Annotated in this window: 18 protein-coding genes; 5 read left to right on the forward strand and 13 right to left on the reverse strand. The window is 55.2% G+C overall.

Annotation, left to right across the window (positions count from 1 at the left end):
- The first annotated feature begins 96 nt into the window (after window positions 1-96).
- The 3 genes from LC431_RS14640 to LC431_RS14650 are packed head-to-tail and all read left to right on the forward strand — an operon-like array spanning window position 97 to window position 1,524.
- A complete protein-coding gene (locus LC431_RS14640) occupies window positions 97-432 on the forward strand; it encodes an antibiotic biosynthesis monooxygenase (protein WP_013577883.1) in 336 nt (111 codons plus the stop codon).
- Window positions 425-817 (forward strand): amino acid-binding protein, encoded by a 393-nt coding sequence (locus LC431_RS14645; protein ID WP_013577882.1) that lies wholly within the window; start codon window positions 425-427, stop codon window positions 815-817. The genes LC431_RS14640 and LC431_RS14645 overlap by 8 nt, the downstream gene beginning before the upstream one ends.
- Window positions 814-1,524, forward strand: coding sequence for a helix-turn-helix transcriptional regulator (locus tag LC431_RS14650; RefSeq protein WP_013577881.1), 711 nt, complete (start codon window positions 814-816; stop codon window positions 1,522-1,524). Before LC431_RS14645 ends, LC431_RS14650 begins: the two co-directional genes overlap by 4 nt.
- Window positions 1,525-1,571: 47 nt before the next feature.
- Here LC431_RS14650 and LC431_RS14655 read toward each other — a convergent pair whose 3' ends face one another.
- The 8 genes from LC431_RS14655 to LC431_RS14690 all read right to left on the reverse strand — a co-directional run bounded on the left by LC431_RS14655 (window position 1,572) and on the right by LC431_RS14690 (window position 9,283).
- The gene (locus tag LC431_RS14655; RefSeq protein ID WP_223510026.1) at window positions 1,572-2,777 is read right to left on the reverse strand and encodes an MFS transporter; all 1,206 of its coding nucleotides are present in this window, start codon (window positions 2,775-2,777) and stop codon (window positions 1,572-1,574) included.
- Window positions 2,778-2,974: 197 nt separating this feature from the next.
- A complete protein-coding gene (fucP, locus tag LC431_RS14660) occupies window positions 2,975-4,213 on the reverse strand; it encodes an L-fucose:H+ symporter permease (RefSeq protein ID WP_013577879.1) in 1,239 nt (412 codons plus the stop codon).
- A gap of 113 nt (window positions 4,214-4,326) precedes the next feature.
- Complete coding sequence (locus LC431_RS14665) at window positions 4,327-4,671, reverse strand: L-rhamnose mutarotase (protein WP_013577878.1); 345 nt, start codon at window positions 4,669-4,671, stop codon at window positions 4,327-4,329.
- Window positions 4,668-5,444 carry an SDR family oxidoreductase gene (locus LC431_RS14670; protein WP_013577877.1) on the reverse strand — a complete coding sequence of 259 codons (777 nt, stop codon included), beginning with the start codon at window positions 5,442-5,444 and terminating at the stop codon, window positions 4,668-4,670. Before LC431_RS14670 ends, LC431_RS14665 begins: the two co-directional genes overlap by 4 nt.
- Window positions 5,444-6,298, reverse strand: a complete 855-nt coding sequence (locus tag LC431_RS14675; RefSeq protein WP_121019825.1) for an amidohydrolase — start codon at window positions 6,296-6,298, stop codon at window positions 5,444-5,446. The genes LC431_RS14670 and LC431_RS14675 overlap by 1 nt, the downstream gene beginning before the upstream one ends.
- 34 nt (window positions 6,299-6,332) lie before the next feature.
- A complete protein-coding gene (locus tag LC431_RS14680; protein WP_013577875.1) occupies window positions 6,333-7,610 on the reverse strand; it encodes an L-fuconate dehydratase in 1,278 nt (425 codons plus the stop codon).
- A gap of 26 nt (window positions 7,611-7,636) precedes the next feature.
- Complete coding sequence (locus LC431_RS14685; RefSeq protein WP_217244505.1) at window positions 7,637-8,479, reverse strand: fumarylacetoacetate hydrolase family protein; 843 nt, start codon at window positions 8,477-8,479, stop codon at window positions 7,637-7,639.
- Window positions 8,480-8,542: 63 nt separating this feature from the next.
- Entirely contained in the window at window positions 8,543-9,283 is a 741-nt protein-coding gene (locus LC431_RS14690) for an SDR family oxidoreductase (RefSeq protein WP_013577873.1), read from the reverse strand.
- A gap of 222 nt (window positions 9,284-9,505) precedes the next feature.
- Here LC431_RS14690 and LC431_RS14695 point away from each other — a divergent pair, with 222 nt between their 5' ends.
- Window positions 9,506-10,267 (forward strand): FadR/GntR family transcriptional regulator, encoded by a 762-nt coding sequence (locus tag LC431_RS14695; RefSeq protein WP_112151518.1) that lies wholly within the window; start codon window positions 9,506-9,508, stop codon window positions 10,265-10,267.
- 29 nt (window positions 10,268-10,296) lie between these two features.
- Here the strand turns inward: LC431_RS14695 and LC431_RS14700 are convergent, their stop codons facing one another.
- The 4 genes from LC431_RS14700 to LC431_RS14715 form a co-directional block, all read right to left on the reverse strand.
- Complete coding sequence (locus LC431_RS14700; RefSeq protein ID WP_072012255.1) at window positions 10,297-10,446, reverse strand: DUF2474 domain-containing protein; 150 nt, start codon at window positions 10,444-10,446, stop codon at window positions 10,297-10,299.
- 58 nt (window positions 10,447-10,504) lie between these two features.
- Window positions 10,505-11,509: a cytochrome d ubiquinol oxidase subunit II gene (cydB, locus tag LC431_RS14705; RefSeq protein ID WP_112151519.1), complete on the reverse strand. Its 1,005-nt coding sequence runs from the start codon at window positions 11,507-11,509 to the stop codon at window positions 10,505-10,507.
- A complete protein-coding gene (locus tag LC431_RS14710) occupies window positions 11,502-12,935 on the reverse strand; it encodes a cytochrome ubiquinol oxidase subunit I (protein WP_112151520.1) in 1,434 nt (477 codons plus the stop codon). The genes cydB and LC431_RS14710 overlap by 8 nt, the downstream gene beginning before the upstream one ends.
- Before the next feature lie 533 nt (window positions 12,936-13,468).
- Window positions 13,469-14,707, reverse strand: coding sequence for an MFS transporter (locus LC431_RS14715; protein WP_223510027.1), 1,239 nt, complete (start codon window positions 14,705-14,707; stop codon window positions 13,469-13,471).
- 60 nt (window positions 14,708-14,767) lie between these two features.
- Between LC431_RS14715 and LC431_RS14720 the strand changes: the two genes are divergently transcribed.
- On the forward strand, window positions 14,768-15,754 hold the full coding sequence (locus LC431_RS14720) for an AraC family transcriptional regulator (protein WP_223510028.1): 987 nt from the start codon (window positions 14,768-14,770) through the stop codon (window positions 15,752-15,754).
- A 77-nt stretch (window positions 15,755-15,831) separates the two neighbouring features.
- Here the strand turns inward: LC431_RS14720 and LC431_RS14725 are convergent, their stop codons facing one another.
- A complete protein-coding gene (locus tag LC431_RS14725) occupies window positions 15,832-16,731 on the reverse strand; it encodes a proline iminopeptidase-family hydrolase (protein WP_223510029.1) in 900 nt (299 codons plus the stop codon).
- Window positions 16,732-16,812 lie beyond the last annotated feature (81 nt).

Below are 16,812 nucleotides of genomic sequence, written 5' to 3' on the forward strand. Positions count from 1 at the left end.
TTCCTGCCCGCAGGGAACAGACACACTTCGGTGTTGACCGAAGCATCTGATTTTTGCCGGTAATAAGCTGAACGAAATTCATGAGGGAGCAGAACGATGATCGCAGTACTTTTTGAGGCAGATGCAGTACCCGAAGCGCGTGAGCGGTACCTTGAACTGGCGGCAGAACTGAAACCATTGTTATCGGACACGCCGGGATTTATTTCCATTGAGAGATTCCAGAGCCTGACCACGCCCGGAAAAATCCTTTCATTATCATGGTGGGAAGATGAAGAGTCGGTGGCAGGGTGGAAACAGAATCTGATGCATCTGGCCGCGCAGAAAGAGGGTAAACAGTCGATTTTTTCATTCTACAGAATACGCGTTGCCCGTGTATTTCGTGACTATTCTTCCGACAAGTCTTCCGGTAAAGGAGCGCATCAGCATGTATGACATTCACGTGATCCTCGACCATTCACCCGGTTCGCTGGCCTCCCTTGGCCGTATTCTGGGCATGAACGGTGTGGGGCTGGAGGGCGGCGGCGTATTTTCCACGGCAGAAGCGGGGCATGCGCATTTCCTGATAGAAGACGGTGAAAAAGCCCGTCAGGTTCTGACTGATGCTGGCTTTGACGTGAGAAAGCTGTCACGCCCGCTGATAAGAAAACTACCCCAGAAACAGCCGGGCGAGCTGGGCGAAATCGCCCAGACACTCGCCCGGAATGGCATTAACATTCTGGTACAGTACAGCGACCACGATAACCGGCTTATTCTGCTGACGGATGACGATATCCGCGCGGCTGAAGTCACTCAACAATGGGCGATACCTTCTGCATGAATTTTCTTCAAACCGAATACGACAGTGAGCCGGATGAGTCTCTTGAAAAATCCATGTCACTGGTGGCTTCAGCAATATCTGACCCGTCAAGGGTCAGTATTTTGTGTGCCCTGATGGACGGACGCGCGTGGACCGCGACTGAACTCAGTGCGGTGGCGGGCATCGCCGCCTCCACAACCAGCGGTCATCTTACCCGGCTGCTCAGCAACGGGCTGGTGATTTGCCTGACGCAGGGGCGCCACCGGTATTACAGCCTGGCTGGCCACCATATCGCCGGATTGCTGGAAAACCTGATGGGGGTTTCCATGCATAACCACAAAACTTTTGCGTCGCGGACGCCGGTCGTTCTGCGTTATGCACGAACTTGTTATGACCATCTGGCCGGAGAGCTGGCGGTAAAAATCTACGATTTTCTGCTGCAGGAAAACTGGCTTGAAGCGGACGGTAACGCGCTGACTCCGGCCGGGAAAGCCCATTTTCAACGTCTGGGCGCGGTGCTCAATCCGCGCCCGCGCCGCAAGGCTTGCTGCCCTTGCCTTGACTGGAGCGAAAGACGCTTCCATCTGGGAGGCGATGCGGGGCAGGCATTAATGACGCTTTTTCTGCAAAAAACGTGGATATCCCGCACGCAGGGTTATCGTGAAGTGAGCGTCACCGACAGCGGCAGAATTGCCCTGAGCCGCCTGTTCGGTTTGAATCTGGCCTGATTCTGCAGGCTATGTTTACGCTTGCTTCGCCCCGCGTGACCGACGACTTAGCTTGTCTCCATACAAGACTGTGTTGAAAGTAACGGGGCATATCGCCACCAGATCAGCAGCCCCGTCAGGGCGATAACGCTCAGAACGCTGAACGCCGTAGCGAACGAATAATGCCCTGCAATCATACCCGTCAGGGCCGGGCTCATGGCCGCGCCGACGCCCTGCATCAGCATCACCACGCTTTGGCCCGCGTTGACATGACCGTTTCCGCGCAGCAGCACCACAATAAAGCTCGGCACTACCACGCCCAGTACGCCAGCCGCGAAACCATCAAGTATTTGCACCGGCACCATCATTAAAGGGGCGGCAGAACTCGCCGCCAGCGCCGCCCGGACGGGCATGATCAGCAGCGCCAGCATAATCAGGCGCCAGTAGCCGACTCTGTCGATGCGCCCGGCGGTCCAGATTGCTACCGGGATCATCACCATCTGAGAAATAATCACGGTTGCGGCAGCGTACAGGCCGGGATTGACGGAGCCGGGCGCTGCCGCGATTCTCATGCTGAGCATCGGCAACAGCGCCGCATTGGCCAGATGAAACAGCAACAGTGTCAGACCGGTGATCAGCAGCGGTTTATTTTGGGCCAGCACCGAGAAATCGGGGACCTGAGCGGATGCGCCAGACTCCAGCCCTCGCGCGGCATCATCGTCTATATCGCTGCGGCGGATGCCCGTCAGTGCGATGAGCGTTAATAACATCGTGCAGGTCATGAGAATGAAAATACCGCCGATGCCCCAGTACCAGGCGATCCCTCCGGCAATCAGCGCGGTGATAAAATTCCCGGCATGGTTAAACGCCTCATTTTTACCCATCTGCCCGCTAAAGCCTTTTTGCCCGGTCAGACCCAGCGTGATCCCGGTGATCAGCGGACCGACAAACGCAGCACATATTCCGCTCACGATCTGCGAAAACGCCACTACGGCATTTGCCTGACTGAGCCAGAGCAGCAGCGTCGTGCCGGTGATCAGCACGCACAGCAGCGCCAGAATCAGCCGCTTGTTTTTCGATGCATCAGTCATGAAGCCCGCAGGGAGTGTTGCCAGCAACCCTGCCACGCCGCCAGCGGTCATCAGCAAGCCGATATCATCGGGCTGCCAGTGGCGTTGTGTCAGAAAGATCCCCAGAAAGGGCCCAAGCCCGTCACGAACATCCGCAATAAAAAAACTGGTTAAACACAGTGCCTGCAATGAACGAATCGACATTTTTTTACCCTTCAGCGTTATTAACCAGCTTTATACGCGATGAAGTATAAACAGGATTTTTCTATCAGGGATGACAGGAATGTTAAAACTCATGACGTGGTTTGCAGGGTTGCAACCCCTCCCCGACACCCGAAGGGTATTAAGGAGGGGCTGTGTGGTGAGGGGGAGCAGTCAGATTGTTTTGTATGACAACGTTCTCAGATCGCCGCTTTCGCCCGTTGTTTCACGGCATAAATCAGCACCACAGCGAAACATACCATCGGCAGGGCGTAAGAAACGGCGGTGTTGTAGTGGTCGGCAATCGCGCCCATCAGATACGGCATCACCGCGCCACCGACAATCGCCATGATCATCACCGAGCTGGCGCGTTTGGTTTGTTTGCCCATGTTCTTGACGCCCATCGCGAAAATGGTCGGGAACATGATCGACATGAAGAAGAAAATCGCCACCAGCGCAATCACCGACACATTATCAATACCGGCCACCACCACGCCGCACAGCACAATATTGATGATGGCGTAGACCACCAGCAGCGTGGCCGGGCGGACAAAGCCCATCAGCCAGGTGCTGAAGAAACGCCCGACCATAAAGCTGATCATGCCGACAGACAGCAGATACGACGCGTTCTGGTTCGACAGCGTGTGCCAGTGTTCGGTGGTGTAGTTAATGAAGAAGGCACCGACGCCAACCTGTGCCGCGACGTAGAAGAATTGTGCGATGACGCCGCCGGTGAAATGGCCGTGCTGCCACAATCCTTTCTCGATACCGTGATCTTCCGGAGCGCTTTGCTCGCGGATGTCCGGCAATTTTGTGCGTCCGAACAGGAAGGCAATCAGCAGCACTAACACGGCGATGGCGACGTAAGTGGTTTTCACCGAGGACAATCCGTCCGTCGTGGTGCCTTGTGTGGCGGAGAAGAACAGTGAACCACCGATGATCGGGCCGATGAACTGACCTAAACCGTTGAAGGACTGAGAAAGGTTCAGGCGGCGTTCGGCTCCGGCCGGATCGCCGAGAACGGTAGCGAACGGGTTAGCGGCGGTTTCGAGACAGCCCAGACCGAGGGCGATCACGAACAATGCGAACAGGAACATGCCGAAGCTGCCTGCGGAGGCGGCGGGCACGAACAACAGTGCGCCCAGGGCATACAGACACAGACCCACCAGGATCCCGGCTTTATAACCGAACCTGTCCATGAAGAAACCGGCGGGCAGGGCGATGATAAAATACGCCCCGAAATAGGCGGCCTGTAGCAGACCGGACTGGGCTTTATTGACGTGCAACACGTCCTGGAAATGCTTATTCAGGACATCCAGCAGCCCGTAGGATAAACCCCACAGGAAAAACAGCGTGGTGACCAGTATGAACGCCAGTCGGAAACCGGACGTCGTTTTGCGCTGCGCATAAGCGGGCGCGGCAGTTTTATCGGCGAGCATGTTGTATTCCTCAGTATCTGGTGACGCATGTAGGGGGTCAGCTCAGGTGGCTGATTTTTTATGTCAGATAACGTGAAAAACGGTTAACTCCCTCATAGCAGGGAGATGTATAGCTATTTCTGATCAGCCAGCGAAAAAATCTTCTCCATTTCCACCCACTTTTCACCGGCGGGCGTCCACGGCGTAGGGCGCTGATACTTCCACATCAGGGCTTCCCATTCGCAGACTTTCGGATCCTCCAGACTGCGGCGTTCGAACAGTCCGCTGTCAAAATCTTCCGTGGTTTCCATCACCATCATCAGGCGGTTGCCCAGCCGGTAAATTTCCATGTCTGCGATGCCATAGCGGCGCAGGTGCGCGGTAATTTCCGGCCAGATTTCGCGGTGATAACGCTGATATTCTTCGATAAGCACCGGATCGTCCGCCAGATCCAGCGCCTGACAATAGCGGCGTTTCATGTTAAGGCCCGGTCGAGATGCATATAACCGCCGTCCACGGTCAGCCACTGGCCGGTGGTGTGCGAGGCGCGGGAAGAGAGCAGGAACACCACGGTGTTGGCGATTTCCTGCGGCGTGGTCATACGCTGTCCCAGCGGAATATGCGAAGTGATTTGTTGCAGCTTTTCTTCGGGATGGTCGAAGCTTTTGATCCAGCGTTCGTACAGCGGCGTCATGACTTCCGCCGGGATCACCGCGTTCACGCGGATACCGTCGCCGAGCAGCGCCGCTGCCCATTCGCGGGTCAGCGCCAGAATGCCGCCTTTGGCCGAAGCGTAACCGCTGGTGTTGCCTTGTCCGGTGAGTGCCGTTTTTGAGCTGATATTGACGATAGCTCCCCGGCTGGCGCGCAGGGCGTTCAGGCTCAGGTGCGCCATCAGGTAATAGTGGATCAGATTCTGCTCGAGCGATTGCACAAAGGCTTCGCGACCGGCATCCAGCCCGACGCTGTCGTTGGCACCGGCATTGTTCACCAGCCCGTCGATGCTGCCGTAGCGGGTAAGCACCTCATTCACCGCTGCCTTGCAACTGGCTTCGTCGCGCAGTTCAGTCAGTACAAAGCTGGCCTGTGGCGAAAGCTGTTGCAGTTTATGCATCAGTTCATTGGCCGGTTCGGTATTGCTGATGATCACCGGAACCGCGCCTTCTTCCGCCAGCGTCAGCGAAATCGCCGCGCCGATACCGGAACCGCCACCGGTGACCATCACCACTTTATTTTGCAGATGCAGATTCATCAGTCATTTCCTGTAATCGGTAAAGGCTGTAATCGATAAATCGTGCAGGCATTGCCGCCATAAATGGCTGCCTGCTCGTCAGAACTGAGTGCGGCCGTGGCCTGTTCACATAAATCCCACGGATTTTCATCCCCGTCTGCCAGTAAACACACCGGCCAGTCGGAACCAAACATCAGGCGTCCGGCACCGAAAACGTCCAGTGCGGCATCGAAATACGGCAACAGATCGCGGGCTGGCATACCTGCCGGACGCGGCTCGGTCAGCAACCCCGAGAGCTTGCAACTGACGTGTTTTAACCCCGCCAGCGGTGCAATCTGCTGCTTCCAGTACGCTGCACCCCGGCTGAGATCCGGCTTGCCGAAGTGATCGAGCACCAGAAAATGCCCGTCATGCTTTGCCGCGAACTGCACGGCATCGCGCAGATGGCGATGCGTCACCAGAATTTCATAGACATAGTCCTGCCGCTGAATCTGGCGAATACCCGCATTGATGGTCGGATTTTCCAGCCACTGCGCAGGTGAAGACTCGTCCTGAACCTGATGACGAAAGCCGCGCAGCAGCGGGTGTGAAATCGCCTCCAGATCCCGTTGCAGTGCGGGTGATGACAGATCCACCCAGCCGGTCACGGCATGCACAAAGTCGGTTTGCTCTGCGATCTCCAGCAGCCAGCGGGTTTCCTGCACAGAGGAACAGGCCTGAACCAGAACCGTGCCCTGAATATCGTGACGTTGTAACGCAGGCCGCAATATCTCCGGCAATAAATCCTGTTTCAGCACCGCCATGTCATCGCCTATCCAGCGATAATCCTGCGGGATGTAGCGCCAGAAATGCTGGTGGCTGTCGATTCGCATCATCGGCGTTCTCCTTGCTGCTTTTCGATCATTAAGGTCAGGCGTGATGGCGGTATCTTTCGATCGACGCCTGATGCATCTCAATGGAGAATCCCGGTGCCTGCGGCGGCATATAGGCCGCGCCCCGGACGTCGCACGGATGCACAAAATGCTCGTGAAGATGGTCAACGTATTCGATGACGCGGCCTTCGTGCGTACCTGCGATGCACAGATAATCAATCATCGACAGATGCTGCACGTATTCGCATAACCCGACGCCGCCCGCGTGCGGACACACCGGCAGATTGTATTTGGCCGCCATCAGCATCACCGCCAGCACTTCGTTGACGCCGCCCATGCGGCAGGCATCAATCTGCACCACGTCGATGGCTTCGCGCATAATGAACTGCTTGAACATGATGCGGTTCTGGCACATTTCGCCGGTGGCGACTTTAACCGGTGCAACGCCCTGACGGATTTTGCGGTGGCCTTCGATGTCGTCCGGGCTAGTCGGTTCTTCGATAAACCAGGGGTTGGCAAAGGCGAGGGCGTTCACCCAGGGGATGGCGTCGTTGGTTTCCCATACCTGATTGGCGTCGATCATCAGTTTGCGGTCCGGGCCGATCACTTCGCGGGCGATGCGCACACGGCGGATGTCGTCTTCCAGGTCGCGCCCGACTTTTAGTTTCAGATAATCGAAACCGGCGTCGACCGCTTCCTGACATAAACGGCGAAGTTTATCGTCGGGATAGCCGAGCCAGCCCGCTGACGTGGTGTAGCACGGGTAGCCTTCCGCCAGCAGTTTCTCCGTGCGCCGGGGTTTGTTGTCGGCACGTTGCTGCAATAAGGCCAGCGCTTCCTGCGGCGTGATGCAGTCGGTGATGTAACGAAAATCGATGCAGCGCACCAGCTCTTCCGGTGACATATCCGCCACCAGTTTCCACAGCGGTTTACCGGCGGCTTTGCTCCATAAATCCCACACCGCGTTAACCACCGCGCCGGTCGCCAGGTGGATTGCGCCTTTGTCAGGACCAATCCAGCGCAACTGGCTGTCGCTGGTGAAATCGCGCCAGAACTGGCCCATATCGGCGGTAATGTCCGCCAGTTCGCGGCCCACGATCAGATGTTCCAGCGCTTTAATCGCCGCACAGCAGATTTCATTGCCGCGCCCGATGGTGAAGGTCAGGCCGTGGCCTTTCAGCGCCGGAGTGTCAGTGTCTAAAATCACATACGCAGCGGAATAATCCGGATCCGGGTTCATGGCATCCGAGCCGTCCAGCGCCAGCGAGGTCGGGAAACGCACATCTTCAACACGTAAAGCGGTAATCGTTGTCATCGCAAAATTCCTTTAGCTGTAAAGGGTTATGCCTGCACTGTCTTCTGGCGCTGCTCACCCAAACCTTCAATCCCAAGCCGCATCACCTGACCGGCTTTCAGGTACACCGGCGGTTTTTGCCCCAGTCCGACGCCCGGCGGTGTGCCGGTAGAAATGATGTCACCGGGTTGCAGGCTCATGAAGCGGCTGAGATAACTGATGATTTCGGGGATCTGGAAAATCATGGTGCGCGTATTGCCGTTCTGATAGCGCTTGCCGTCAACTTCCAGCCACAGATTCAACTGGTGCGGGTCAGGGATTTCATCCGCTGTCACCAGCCACGGACCGGTCGGGCCGAATGTGTCGCAGCCTTTACCTTTGTCCCAGGTGCCGCCGCGTTCAATCTGGAATTCGCGCTCAGAGACATCGTTGATCACGCAGTAACCGGCGACGTGCGACATCGCATCGGCTTCGCTGATATAGCGCCCGCCGGTGCCGATCACCACACCGAGTTCCACTTCCCAGTCGGTTTTGACAGAATCACGCGGGATCTCCACGTCGTCATTTGGCCCGACCATCGCGCTGGTCCATTTGCTGAAAACCACCGGTTCTTTCGGGATCTCCGCGCCAGTTTCGGCGGCGTGGTCGGCGTAATTGAGGCCGATACAGATAAATTTCCCCACCTTGCCGACACAGGCACCCAGACGTGGTTCACCGCCGACCAGTGGCAGCGTGTGCGGATCGAGCTGGCGCAGTTTATCCAGCGTTTCAGGCTGCAGAAATTCGCCGCTGATGTCGGCAATATGTGCGCTGAGATCCCGCAACGTGCCGTTGTCATCCAGCAGGCCGGGGCGCTCAGAACCTGCGTTGCCGTAACGTAATAATTTCATGGGTCAGTGTCCTTCTGTGAAAGTCAGATCGGTGAAAATCAAATGTTTAAAGCCGCTGGCGTGTCAGTTGCTCCAGCCGCCGTCAATAATTTGAACCGTGCCGGTGGTGTATGAACTGGCGTCGGAAGCCAGATACAGCGCAAGCTGGGCGATTTCTTCGGTTTTACCGATGCGCCCGATCGGCTGGCGGGAAACAAACGCCGCATACACCTCGGCTTCGCTGCGGCCTTCGGCCTTTGCCTGTGCCGCGATGCGCTGGCGCAGGGACGGCGATTCCACCGTGCCCGGACAAATCGCGTTACAGCGAATGCCGCGGGTGACGTAATCCGCTGCAACAGAACGGGTCAGGCCAATCACGGCCGCTTTTGAAGCGCTGTAAGCAAAGCGGTTCGGCACACCTTTGATGCTGGAGGCGACGGAAGACATGTTGATCACTGAACCGTGGTTGCGCTCAAGCATGGCGGGCAGAAAAGCGCGGATCATGCGGAACATCGCGGTGACGTTAAGATCGAGCGCAAACTGCCATTCGCGTTCGGTGCAGGTCAGGATATCGCCGCTGTGCACCACGCCAGCGCAGTTGAACAGCACATCGAGCGCGCCGGTTTCTTCTGCCAGCGCAGCAATCGCCTGCGGGTCGGTCACATCAAGCAGGCGCGGGGTGATGCCGGGAATATTGTGTAATGCGTCGATGTTGATGTCGGTGGCAATCACCTCTGCGCCTTCACGGGCAAACAGCGTGGCGGTGTTGAAACCGATGCCTTGTCCGGCGGCGGTGATCAGAACTTTTTTCCCGGCCAGGTTCATAACAATTCTCCCTAAAAGGTGCTTTAAAGGCCTAATGGTCAGGCCATTGGAGGTGAAAAAAACGCGTTAAACGCAGTGCTTTTTGTTAAGATGTTCGGCAAGCTTCTGCTTAAAACGCCATTTCGGTTAACCAATTTTTTACATGCATAAAACAAATCAGCAAGATTTTTGTCCGGAAAATGCTAGCTGAATCACTTAATGAGAATTGACCTCAGGTGTCCGATGCCGATAAAAAAATTAGAAAATCCCAGAATATACAGGCAGATAGCTGACCAGCTTAAAACGTTAATTGATAACAAAGAATTTCCGCCCGGCAGCCGTCTTCCGGCCGAGCGTGAACTGGCGAGTCAGTTACAGGTCAGCCGCGCGTCGGTGCGTGAGGCGCTGATTGCGCTGGAAGTGATCGGGCTGGTGGATGTGCGGGTGGGAAACGGCGTCATTGTCCGTCAGCAACCTGCCGTTCCGGCCACGCCTTCGCAGGAGCCGGTGATGTCGCAGGCGGGGCGTAATCAGTGGGCGGATGTGGATGATGAGCTGAATATTGAGCTGGATTTTACGGCTGAACTGCCACCGTTTTCGCTGTTGCAAACCCGTCGTCTGATAGAGCCGGAAACCGCCGCGCTGGCGGCAAGAAATGCCACTGACGCCGAACTTGCGGCGATCAGGCAGGCATATGAACAAAACTGTCGCGATAACCGCAATGGCTCGGCAACGCATCCCGGCGACCGGTTGTTCCATATCCGTATTGCGCAGGCCAGCGGAAATCCGGCTTATGCCTTCATCATCGCCCACCTGCTCGGCCACCGTTATGGCACCATGTTCCGCAGCCTGCAATTACACTACACGCCGCAGGACATGCCGCACCGTTCTGAGATTGAGCACCTCGAGATCCTGACCGCGCTGGAGGCCCGTGACAGTCGTGCAGCGAAGAAGGCAATGAAGGAACATCTGGATGCGGTGATTAAGATTTTCGGGCAAGGGTGACAACGGTCGCTGCATCTGACACCGTATTTTTAATGCGACTTCATTCCGGCTGCCGTCATCATCATTCTGAATAAGAATGCCACCACGGCCAGTGATAAAACACTCAATGAATAAATGACGATCAGCCAGACGACGCGTTTCCAGAAGGGCTTCTTACGATTAACGGTCATATCCTGCATCAGGAACCTCCGGTGATAACCGGGCGAAATGCGGTCATTTCGCCCGATACTGTTGCGATCAATGGTAGCCTTCGTTTTCCCTGATTTTCCCCCGGAAGACGTAATAGCTCCAGAAGGTATAAATCAGGATCACGGGGATGATGAACACCGCGCCAACCAGCATAAATGCCAGGCTTTTCTCTGACGATGCCGCATCCCAAATCGAGATGGCCGGCGGAATAATATTCGGCCAGATGCTGATCCCAAGCCCCGAAAATCCGAGGAAAATCAGCGCGAGAGTCAGCAGAAACGGCATATAGTGCGCGTGACTTTTTATCGCCCGCAAAATTCCCCAGGTACAGGCTAAGACCAGTACCGGCACCGGCAGAAAGGCGATCAGATTCGGCATGCTGAACCAGCGATGAGCAATATCGGCATGGGTCAGCGGCGTCCAGATGCTGATCACACCGGTGATCGCCAGCAGCGTTATCACCAAGGGTTTAGCCAGACGGCACATCTTCTGATGCAGGGCATTTTCCGTTTTCATGATTAACCATGTACAGCCCAGCAGCGCGTAGGCGACCACCAGCCCGATACCACAAAAAATAGGGAAGGGGGCCAGCCAGCTTAACGCTGAGCCGCTATACGTTCTGCCTGTCACCTCAAAGCCATTAAGCACTGCGCCGACCGCAACGCCCTGACTGAAGGTGGCCACGATGGAACCGGTAATGAACGATTTGTCCCAAAACGGACGGTGCTTTTCGGTCGCCTTGAAGCGAAATTCAAACGCCACGCCGCGAAAAATCAGACCGAAAAGCATCAGGGTTAACGGAATGGTGAGTGCATCGGTAATCACTGAATAAGCCAGCGGGAAAGCGCCGTATAAGGCCGCGCCGCCCAGTACCAGCCAGGTTTCATTACCGTCCCACACCGGTGCAACGGTGTTGACCATCATGTCGCGTTCGGTTTTGTCTTTATTGAACGGGAATAAAATACCGATACCCAGATCAAAGCCATCCATTACGATGTACATCAGGTTCGCAAATACGATAATTCCAAACCATATAATAGTGTAATCAATCATATTTTTTACTTCCCTCAGGATTGCTCAGCCCTTCCTGCGCCGCAGACAGCGGACGCGCCGGTGTGTTTGGCTTACCTGGTCCACCGTGAGAAACCTCATCACCTTCACCGGTCACCGGCCCTTTTTTGATAAGACGCATCATGTAAACGTAGCCAATACCAAAAACGGACGAGTACACCAGCAGGAAAGCTAACAGGCTGAGGCTCATGTGCATTTCACCGTGTGCGGAGACGGCATCGCGGGTGCGCTGAACGCCATAAACCACCCACGGCTGACGGCCAATTTCAGTGGTAAACCAGCCCGCAAGCAGGGCAATCAGACCGGAAGGTCCCATCAGCAGCGTGAACCAAAGGAACGGGCGGGACTGATAAAGCCGCTTTTTATAACGCAGCCACACACCCAGCACGCCTGCCGTGATCATCAGCAGACCGAGCGCGACCATGATGCGGAAAGACCAGAAAACTACCGGCGAATAGGGACGATCTTCTTTCGGAAAATCCTTCAGCGCGGGCACCTGTTTTTGCAGGCTATGTGTCAGGATCAGACTGCCCAGATAAGGGATCTCCAGGGCATATTTCGTGCGTTCCTGCTCCATATCCGGGATGCCAAAAAGAATTAACGGTGTGGCTTCCCCGGGCGGATTTTCCCAGTGCCCTTCAATGGCCGCAATTTTGGCGGGCTGATATTCCAGCGTATTCAGTCCGTGGGCGTCACCGACCATTGCCTGAATGGGGGCGACGATCAGCGCCATCCACAATGCCATGGAAAACATTTTCCGAACCGCTGGCGTATCATTGCCGCGAAGCAGGTGCCAGGCACCGGAAGCCCCCACAAAGAACGCACTGGCGAGGAAAGCCGCGATGGACATATGGAACAGACGATAAGGAAATGACGGGTTAAAAATGACCTTAAACCAGTCCGTCGGCACCACGACGCCATTGACAATTTCATAGCCCTGCGGAGTATGCATCCAGCTGTTCGATGCCAGGATCCAAAAGGTGGAGATAAGCGTGCCCAGCGCCACCATACAGGTCGCAAAGAAATGCAGGCCAGGCCCCACCCGGTTCCAGCCGAACAACATCACGCCCAGAAAACCGGCTTCGAGGAAAAATGCGGTCAGCACTTCATAGGTCAGTAAAGGGCCGGTAATGCTACCGGCAAATTGCGAGAATCCGCTCCAGTTGGTGCCGAACTGATAGGCCATCACCAGACCTGACACGACCCCCATGCCAAAGTTAACAGCAAAAATTTTGGACCAGAAATGATACAGATCCCGGTAACTGCGGTTGCCGGTTTTCAGCCACATCCCTTCAAGCACCGCAAGAAAACTGGCCAGCCCGATCGTAATGGCAGGAAATATGATGTGAAAAGACACGGTGAATGCGAATTGTATTCTTGCCAGGTGAAAAGCATCTAATCCAAACATTGCTGACATCCCCTGTGGAGAAAGTGGGACACGTTAATTAAAATTAACATACAGAGTACACTTGTGATTTATACGTGATTAAGATGAAAGGATTGTGCACTGATATTATTTTGCGGGGTAGATACAGTTTGGTGAAAATACACTATAACAGTTCAGGTTATTTTCATTTTTATCATTAAAATTCAATGGGTTAATTGTTGTTTTTTTCGTGAAGCGAAATTGATTTTATTTCCCGCCTGCGCATGATAGAAATTAAAAACATTGTCGCCAGCATGGTGTAGTTCATTGATTTTTAAGGATTTATATTTAATCTGTATTTTTTACTCCGCCGGGAGTAAATTTTATCCCTAAAACGTATATTCAATTTTAATAAAACTGTTATAGCTCAATCCGGTTCAGGGAAATGAACCGGAAATAGTTTTAACATGATGATAAATTGAGTATTCGGATATGATGGTAACAATGTTTATGTGGAATTAATTTTAGCTGTTTTTAGGAATTTACTGAATGTTCATCAGCGTATTTCCCTGACGCTATTCGTGCTGGAGGGACGGGGTTTCTGCGCCGTCACCGGACAGGCCAACCCTGACGCACAAGGCAATGATCAGCGCAGCACTTAACATCACAATACCTGCCGTGATAAATACCCCGGAGATCCCACCCAGTCCGAACATGACGCCTCCCAGTGCCGCACCGGCCGCGATAGAAGATTGCACGGCAGCCACCACCATGCCTCCTGCGCTCTCAGCCTGATCGGGCACCGAGCGGGTTACCCAGTTTGACCAGGCGACGGGGACACCGCCGAATGCCAGCCCCCACAGCAAAACCAGCAGCGTGAGTCCGGTGATCTGAACGGGCAGTAATATCATCCCCAGCGCTGCGATACCGACTAAACAAGGCATCACAATCAGCGTCAGGCGAAGGCTGTAAGTCATTATCCATCCGGCCAGCAATGTACCCGCAAAATTTGCCACTCCGAATCCGAGCAATAGCAGGGCCAGTCCGCCCGCATCTACATGACTCACGCTTTCCAGAGAAGGGCGAATATACGTAAACAGGGCATACTGGCCGGTATGTGCCAGCACGCAGCCGGACATCCCCGTGGCAATGCCGGGACGGCGCAGCAATGTTAAGACTGATGCTATATGTGTAACCTGACGGGGCGCCATGCGCGGTAATGTGAACCACTGAAAAGCAAGAGTGACTCCTCCCACCAGAGCCGCGGCAATGAACGCGCTGCGCCAGCCATAGAGTTCACCGAGAATGCTTCCCAGCGGCACGGAAACGACGGTTCCCACCGCAATACCACTGAAGATAACCGACAGTGCCCGCGGCACGAGTTTCTCCGGAACCAGCCGCATCGCAACCGCTGCGGCCATACTCCAGAATCCGCCCAGCGCGACGCCAAGCAGGATCCGCATCACCAGCAACACGGCAAGGCTGGAGGAAAGGGCGACCAGCAGGTTTGAGGCGATCATCAGCACAGTAAAACTTAACAGAACGGTTCTGCGGTCAAGCTTACGGGTCAGGCCCGGTACCAGCAGTCCGGCAAACAGCGCGATAACCGCGGTGACCGTCACCGCCTGACCGGCTAATGCTTCTGTCACCTGCAGGTCTGAGGCCATGGGCGTTAACAGGCTGGCTGGCAGGTATTCTGCTGTTAACAAACCGAACACGCCCATGGTGAGGGAGAAGACTGCCATCCATGCTGGCGGAGCCTGTTGCACATCTTGTCGGGTCGCGGGCGCTGAGCCCTCTGTTTTATGATTCATTTCAAATGTTCCTGAAGATTAACGTAGCGCAGAGTCTAGGCAGGATGGTTGAGATGATCTATGATTCGAAATCCTTGTTTTTTGACTATTACTCCTGAAATGACCCAGCACGATCCCTTTGCCCTTTCTTCTGACCTGATCAGTGAACTCCTGACAGGAATGCGTCTGCGTGGTGTGCAATATCGCCGCATCCAGACCGGCTCTGAATTTGGCATGGCGTTCAAACCGAGGCCCGGACATGCTTATTTTCACTATCTTGCCGTCGGTTCCGCTGTTCTTAAAACCGGGGATGGCGCGATCCATCCATTGTCTGCCGGTGATGTCGTTTTTATGCCGCACGGAATGGCACATCAGCTTCTTTCTGAACCCGGCCATACCGCTCAGGACATTGACGACTTCGATGTCGCGCCATTAGGGGAAGCCGTGAGTGGTGTGGATACCTGCCCGAGCAGGGATACGATACCGGGCGCGATTCTTTTTTATGGCTGCATGGCGTTTGATCTGGGCGGAATGCAAAGTCTGGGTAAACTGATGCCGGAAACCATGGTGGCGGATGCCAAAGGCGAACGCTATCCCGGACTGTTGCCGGTGATGGATTCGATGAAACGTGAAATATGCTCCGGCCGCATCGGCTTTGCAGGCATTCTGGCCCGGCTTGCGGAAGTTGCCGCGGCAATGATTGTTCGCGGGTGGGTGGAATGTGGATGTGAAAATGCCTCAGGCATTGCCGCTGCATTGCGGGAACCCCGGCTGGCTAGGGCAATTCTGGCGCTGCACCGGCATCCGGGCAGGAACTGGACCGTCGCGGAGCTGGCGGCAGAGTCGCACATCTCGCGCTCGGTTTTCGCCGCGCGTTTTCAATCGATGATTGGTGTATCGCCGTTGCGTTACGTGACGGAACTGCGCATGCAACTCGCCACGCAGTGGCTCTCAGACAGCAAGATTTCTATCGAGAACGTGGCATTTCGTCTGGGTTATACCTCACAGGCTGCGTTTAGCCGGGCTTATAAGCGCATTACCGGGCAATCGCCCGGTGTCAGCCGTTAATGATGTGAGTCATCGGGGCATAAAGAATATTCCCTCAGGCTGCTTCGGGATAAGCCAGAAGCAGCCTGTATACGTCATCAGCGGGAGCTGTTGATCTCCAGAAACTCCCCGACGCATTTCATACAGGCTTCCCGTTCCTCGACGTGTGGCATGTGGCTCGAATTCTCGAAAATCACCCATTCAGCGCCTTTGATTAAATCTGCGAACGGCTGCACCACGTCGGGAGCGGCTTCATCGTAGCGGCCGGAAATCAGCAATACCGGCACGTTAATGGCGGGCAGGCGGTCGATCACCGTCCAGTCTTTCATGCTGCCAATGACGTGGAATTCAGTCGGGCCGTTCATGGCGAGGTACACCGTCGGATCCTCGTCCATCGCCGCAAAGGTACGTTTTACCTCCTCCGGCCACGGATCGAGACGGCAGACATGACGGGCATAGAATACCTGCGACGCCGCTTTGTATTCTGCGCTGTTGAGGGTTCCGGCGGCTTCATGTGCCAGTAAGGTTTCCTGAACCTCCGGCTGCAGTTCGCTGCGCAGGCGGGCGGCGGCCTGCAACCAGAGTTCCATCGAGGCCGGTGAGTTGGCGATGACCAGCGCTTTCAGGCCAGGAGGTTGCATGACGGCGTGTTCGGCACCGAGCATGCCGCCCCAGGACTGGCCGAGCAGCGCGTAATCTTTTTCAATGCCCAGATGGCGCAGCAAATTATCCAGTTCCGCCAGAAAGAACGCGGGCTGCCAGAAGCCGGCGGGTTTGTCGGGAAGGTGGGTCGAGCGACCATTACCAATCTGATCGTAGTGGATCACCGCGCGGCCGGTTCCGGCGATATCGCGGAAGGCATCAACGTAATCATGGGTGCAGCCGGGGCCGCCGTGAGCAATAACCAGCGGAGTCTTGCCGTTGTGTAAATCGCCACAGATGCGGTACCAGGTCTGGTATTGCTGAAACGGCGCATAGCCTTCAGTGATGTTGTACATTTTGTTTCCCCTGTCGGTGAATAATAACCACAGGGTAAACATCGGGGCGGCGTTGAACAGCTAGTAAAAAAGATAGAAAAC

The organism is Rahnella sp. GSA61A (assembly GCF_019969905.1).
Lineage (GTDB): Bacteria > Pseudomonadota > Gammaproteobacteria > Enterobacterales > Enterobacteriaceae > Rahnella > Rahnella aceris.

Coding starts and splice junctions, on each gene's coding strand:
- LC431_RS14700 (WP_072012255.1), bottom strand. CDS start 10,446: ATGCAGGATATGACCGTTAATCGTAAGAAGCCCTTCTGGAAACGCGTC.
- LC431_RS14655 (WP_223510026.1), bottom strand. CDS start 2,777: ATGTCGATTCGTTCATTGCAGGCACTGTGTTTAACCAGTTTTTTTATT.
- LC431_RS14645 (WP_013577882.1), top strand. CDS start 425: ATGTATGACATTCACGTGATCCTCGACCATTCACCCGGTTCGCTGGCC.
- LC431_RS14640 (WP_013577883.1), top strand. CDS start 97: ATGATCGCAGTACTTTTTGAGGCAGATGCAGTACCCGAAGCGCGTGAG.
- LC431_RS14685 (WP_217244505.1), bottom strand. CDS start 8,479: ATGAAATTATTACGTTACGGCAACGCAGGTTCTGAGCGCCCCGGCCTG.
- cydB (WP_112151519.1), bottom strand. CDS start 11,509: ATGATTGATTACACTATTATATGGTTTGGAATTATCGTATTTGCGAAC.
- LC431_RS14680 (WP_013577875.1), bottom strand. CDS start 7,610: ATGACAACGATTACCGCTTTACGTGTTGAAGATGTGCGTTTCCCGACC.
- LC431_RS14710 (WP_112151520.1), bottom strand. CDS start 12,935: ATGTTTGGATTAGATGCTTTTCACCTGGCAAGAATACAATTCGCATTC.
- LC431_RS14720 (WP_223510028.1), top strand. CDS start 14,768: ATGATTCGAAATCCTTGTTTTTTGACTATTACTCCTGAAATGACCCAG.
- LC431_RS14690 (WP_013577873.1), bottom strand. CDS start 9,283: ATGAACCTGGCCGGGAAAAAAGTTCTGATCACCGCCGCCGGACAAGGC.
- LC431_RS14715 (WP_223510027.1), bottom strand. CDS start 14,707: ATGAATCATAAAACAGAGGGCTCAGCGCCCGCGACCCGACAAGATGTG.
- fucP (WP_013577879.1), bottom strand. CDS start 4,213: ATGCTCGCCGATAAAACTGCCGCGCCCGCTTATGCGCAGCGCAAAACG.
- LC431_RS14665 (WP_013577878.1), bottom strand. CDS start 4,671: ATGAAACGCCGCTATTGTCAGGCGCTGGATCTGGCGGACGATCCGGTG.
- LC431_RS14675 (WP_121019825.1), bottom strand. CDS start 6,298: ATGATGCGAATCGACAGCCACCAGCATTTCTGGCGCTACATCCCGCAG.
- LC431_RS14695 (WP_112151518.1), top strand. CDS start 9,506: ATGCCGATAAAAAAATTAGAAAATCCCAGAATATACAGGCAGATAGCT.
- LC431_RS14670 (WP_013577877.1), bottom strand. CDS start 5,444: ATGAATCTGCATCTGCAAAATAAAGTGGTGATGGTCACCGGTGGCGGT.
- LC431_RS14650 (WP_013577881.1), top strand. CDS start 814: ATGAATTTTCTTCAAACCGAATACGACAGTGAGCCGGATGAGTCTCTT.
- LC431_RS14725 (WP_223510029.1), bottom strand. CDS start 16,731: ATGTACAACATCACTGAAGGCTATGCGCCGTTTCAGCAATACCAGACC.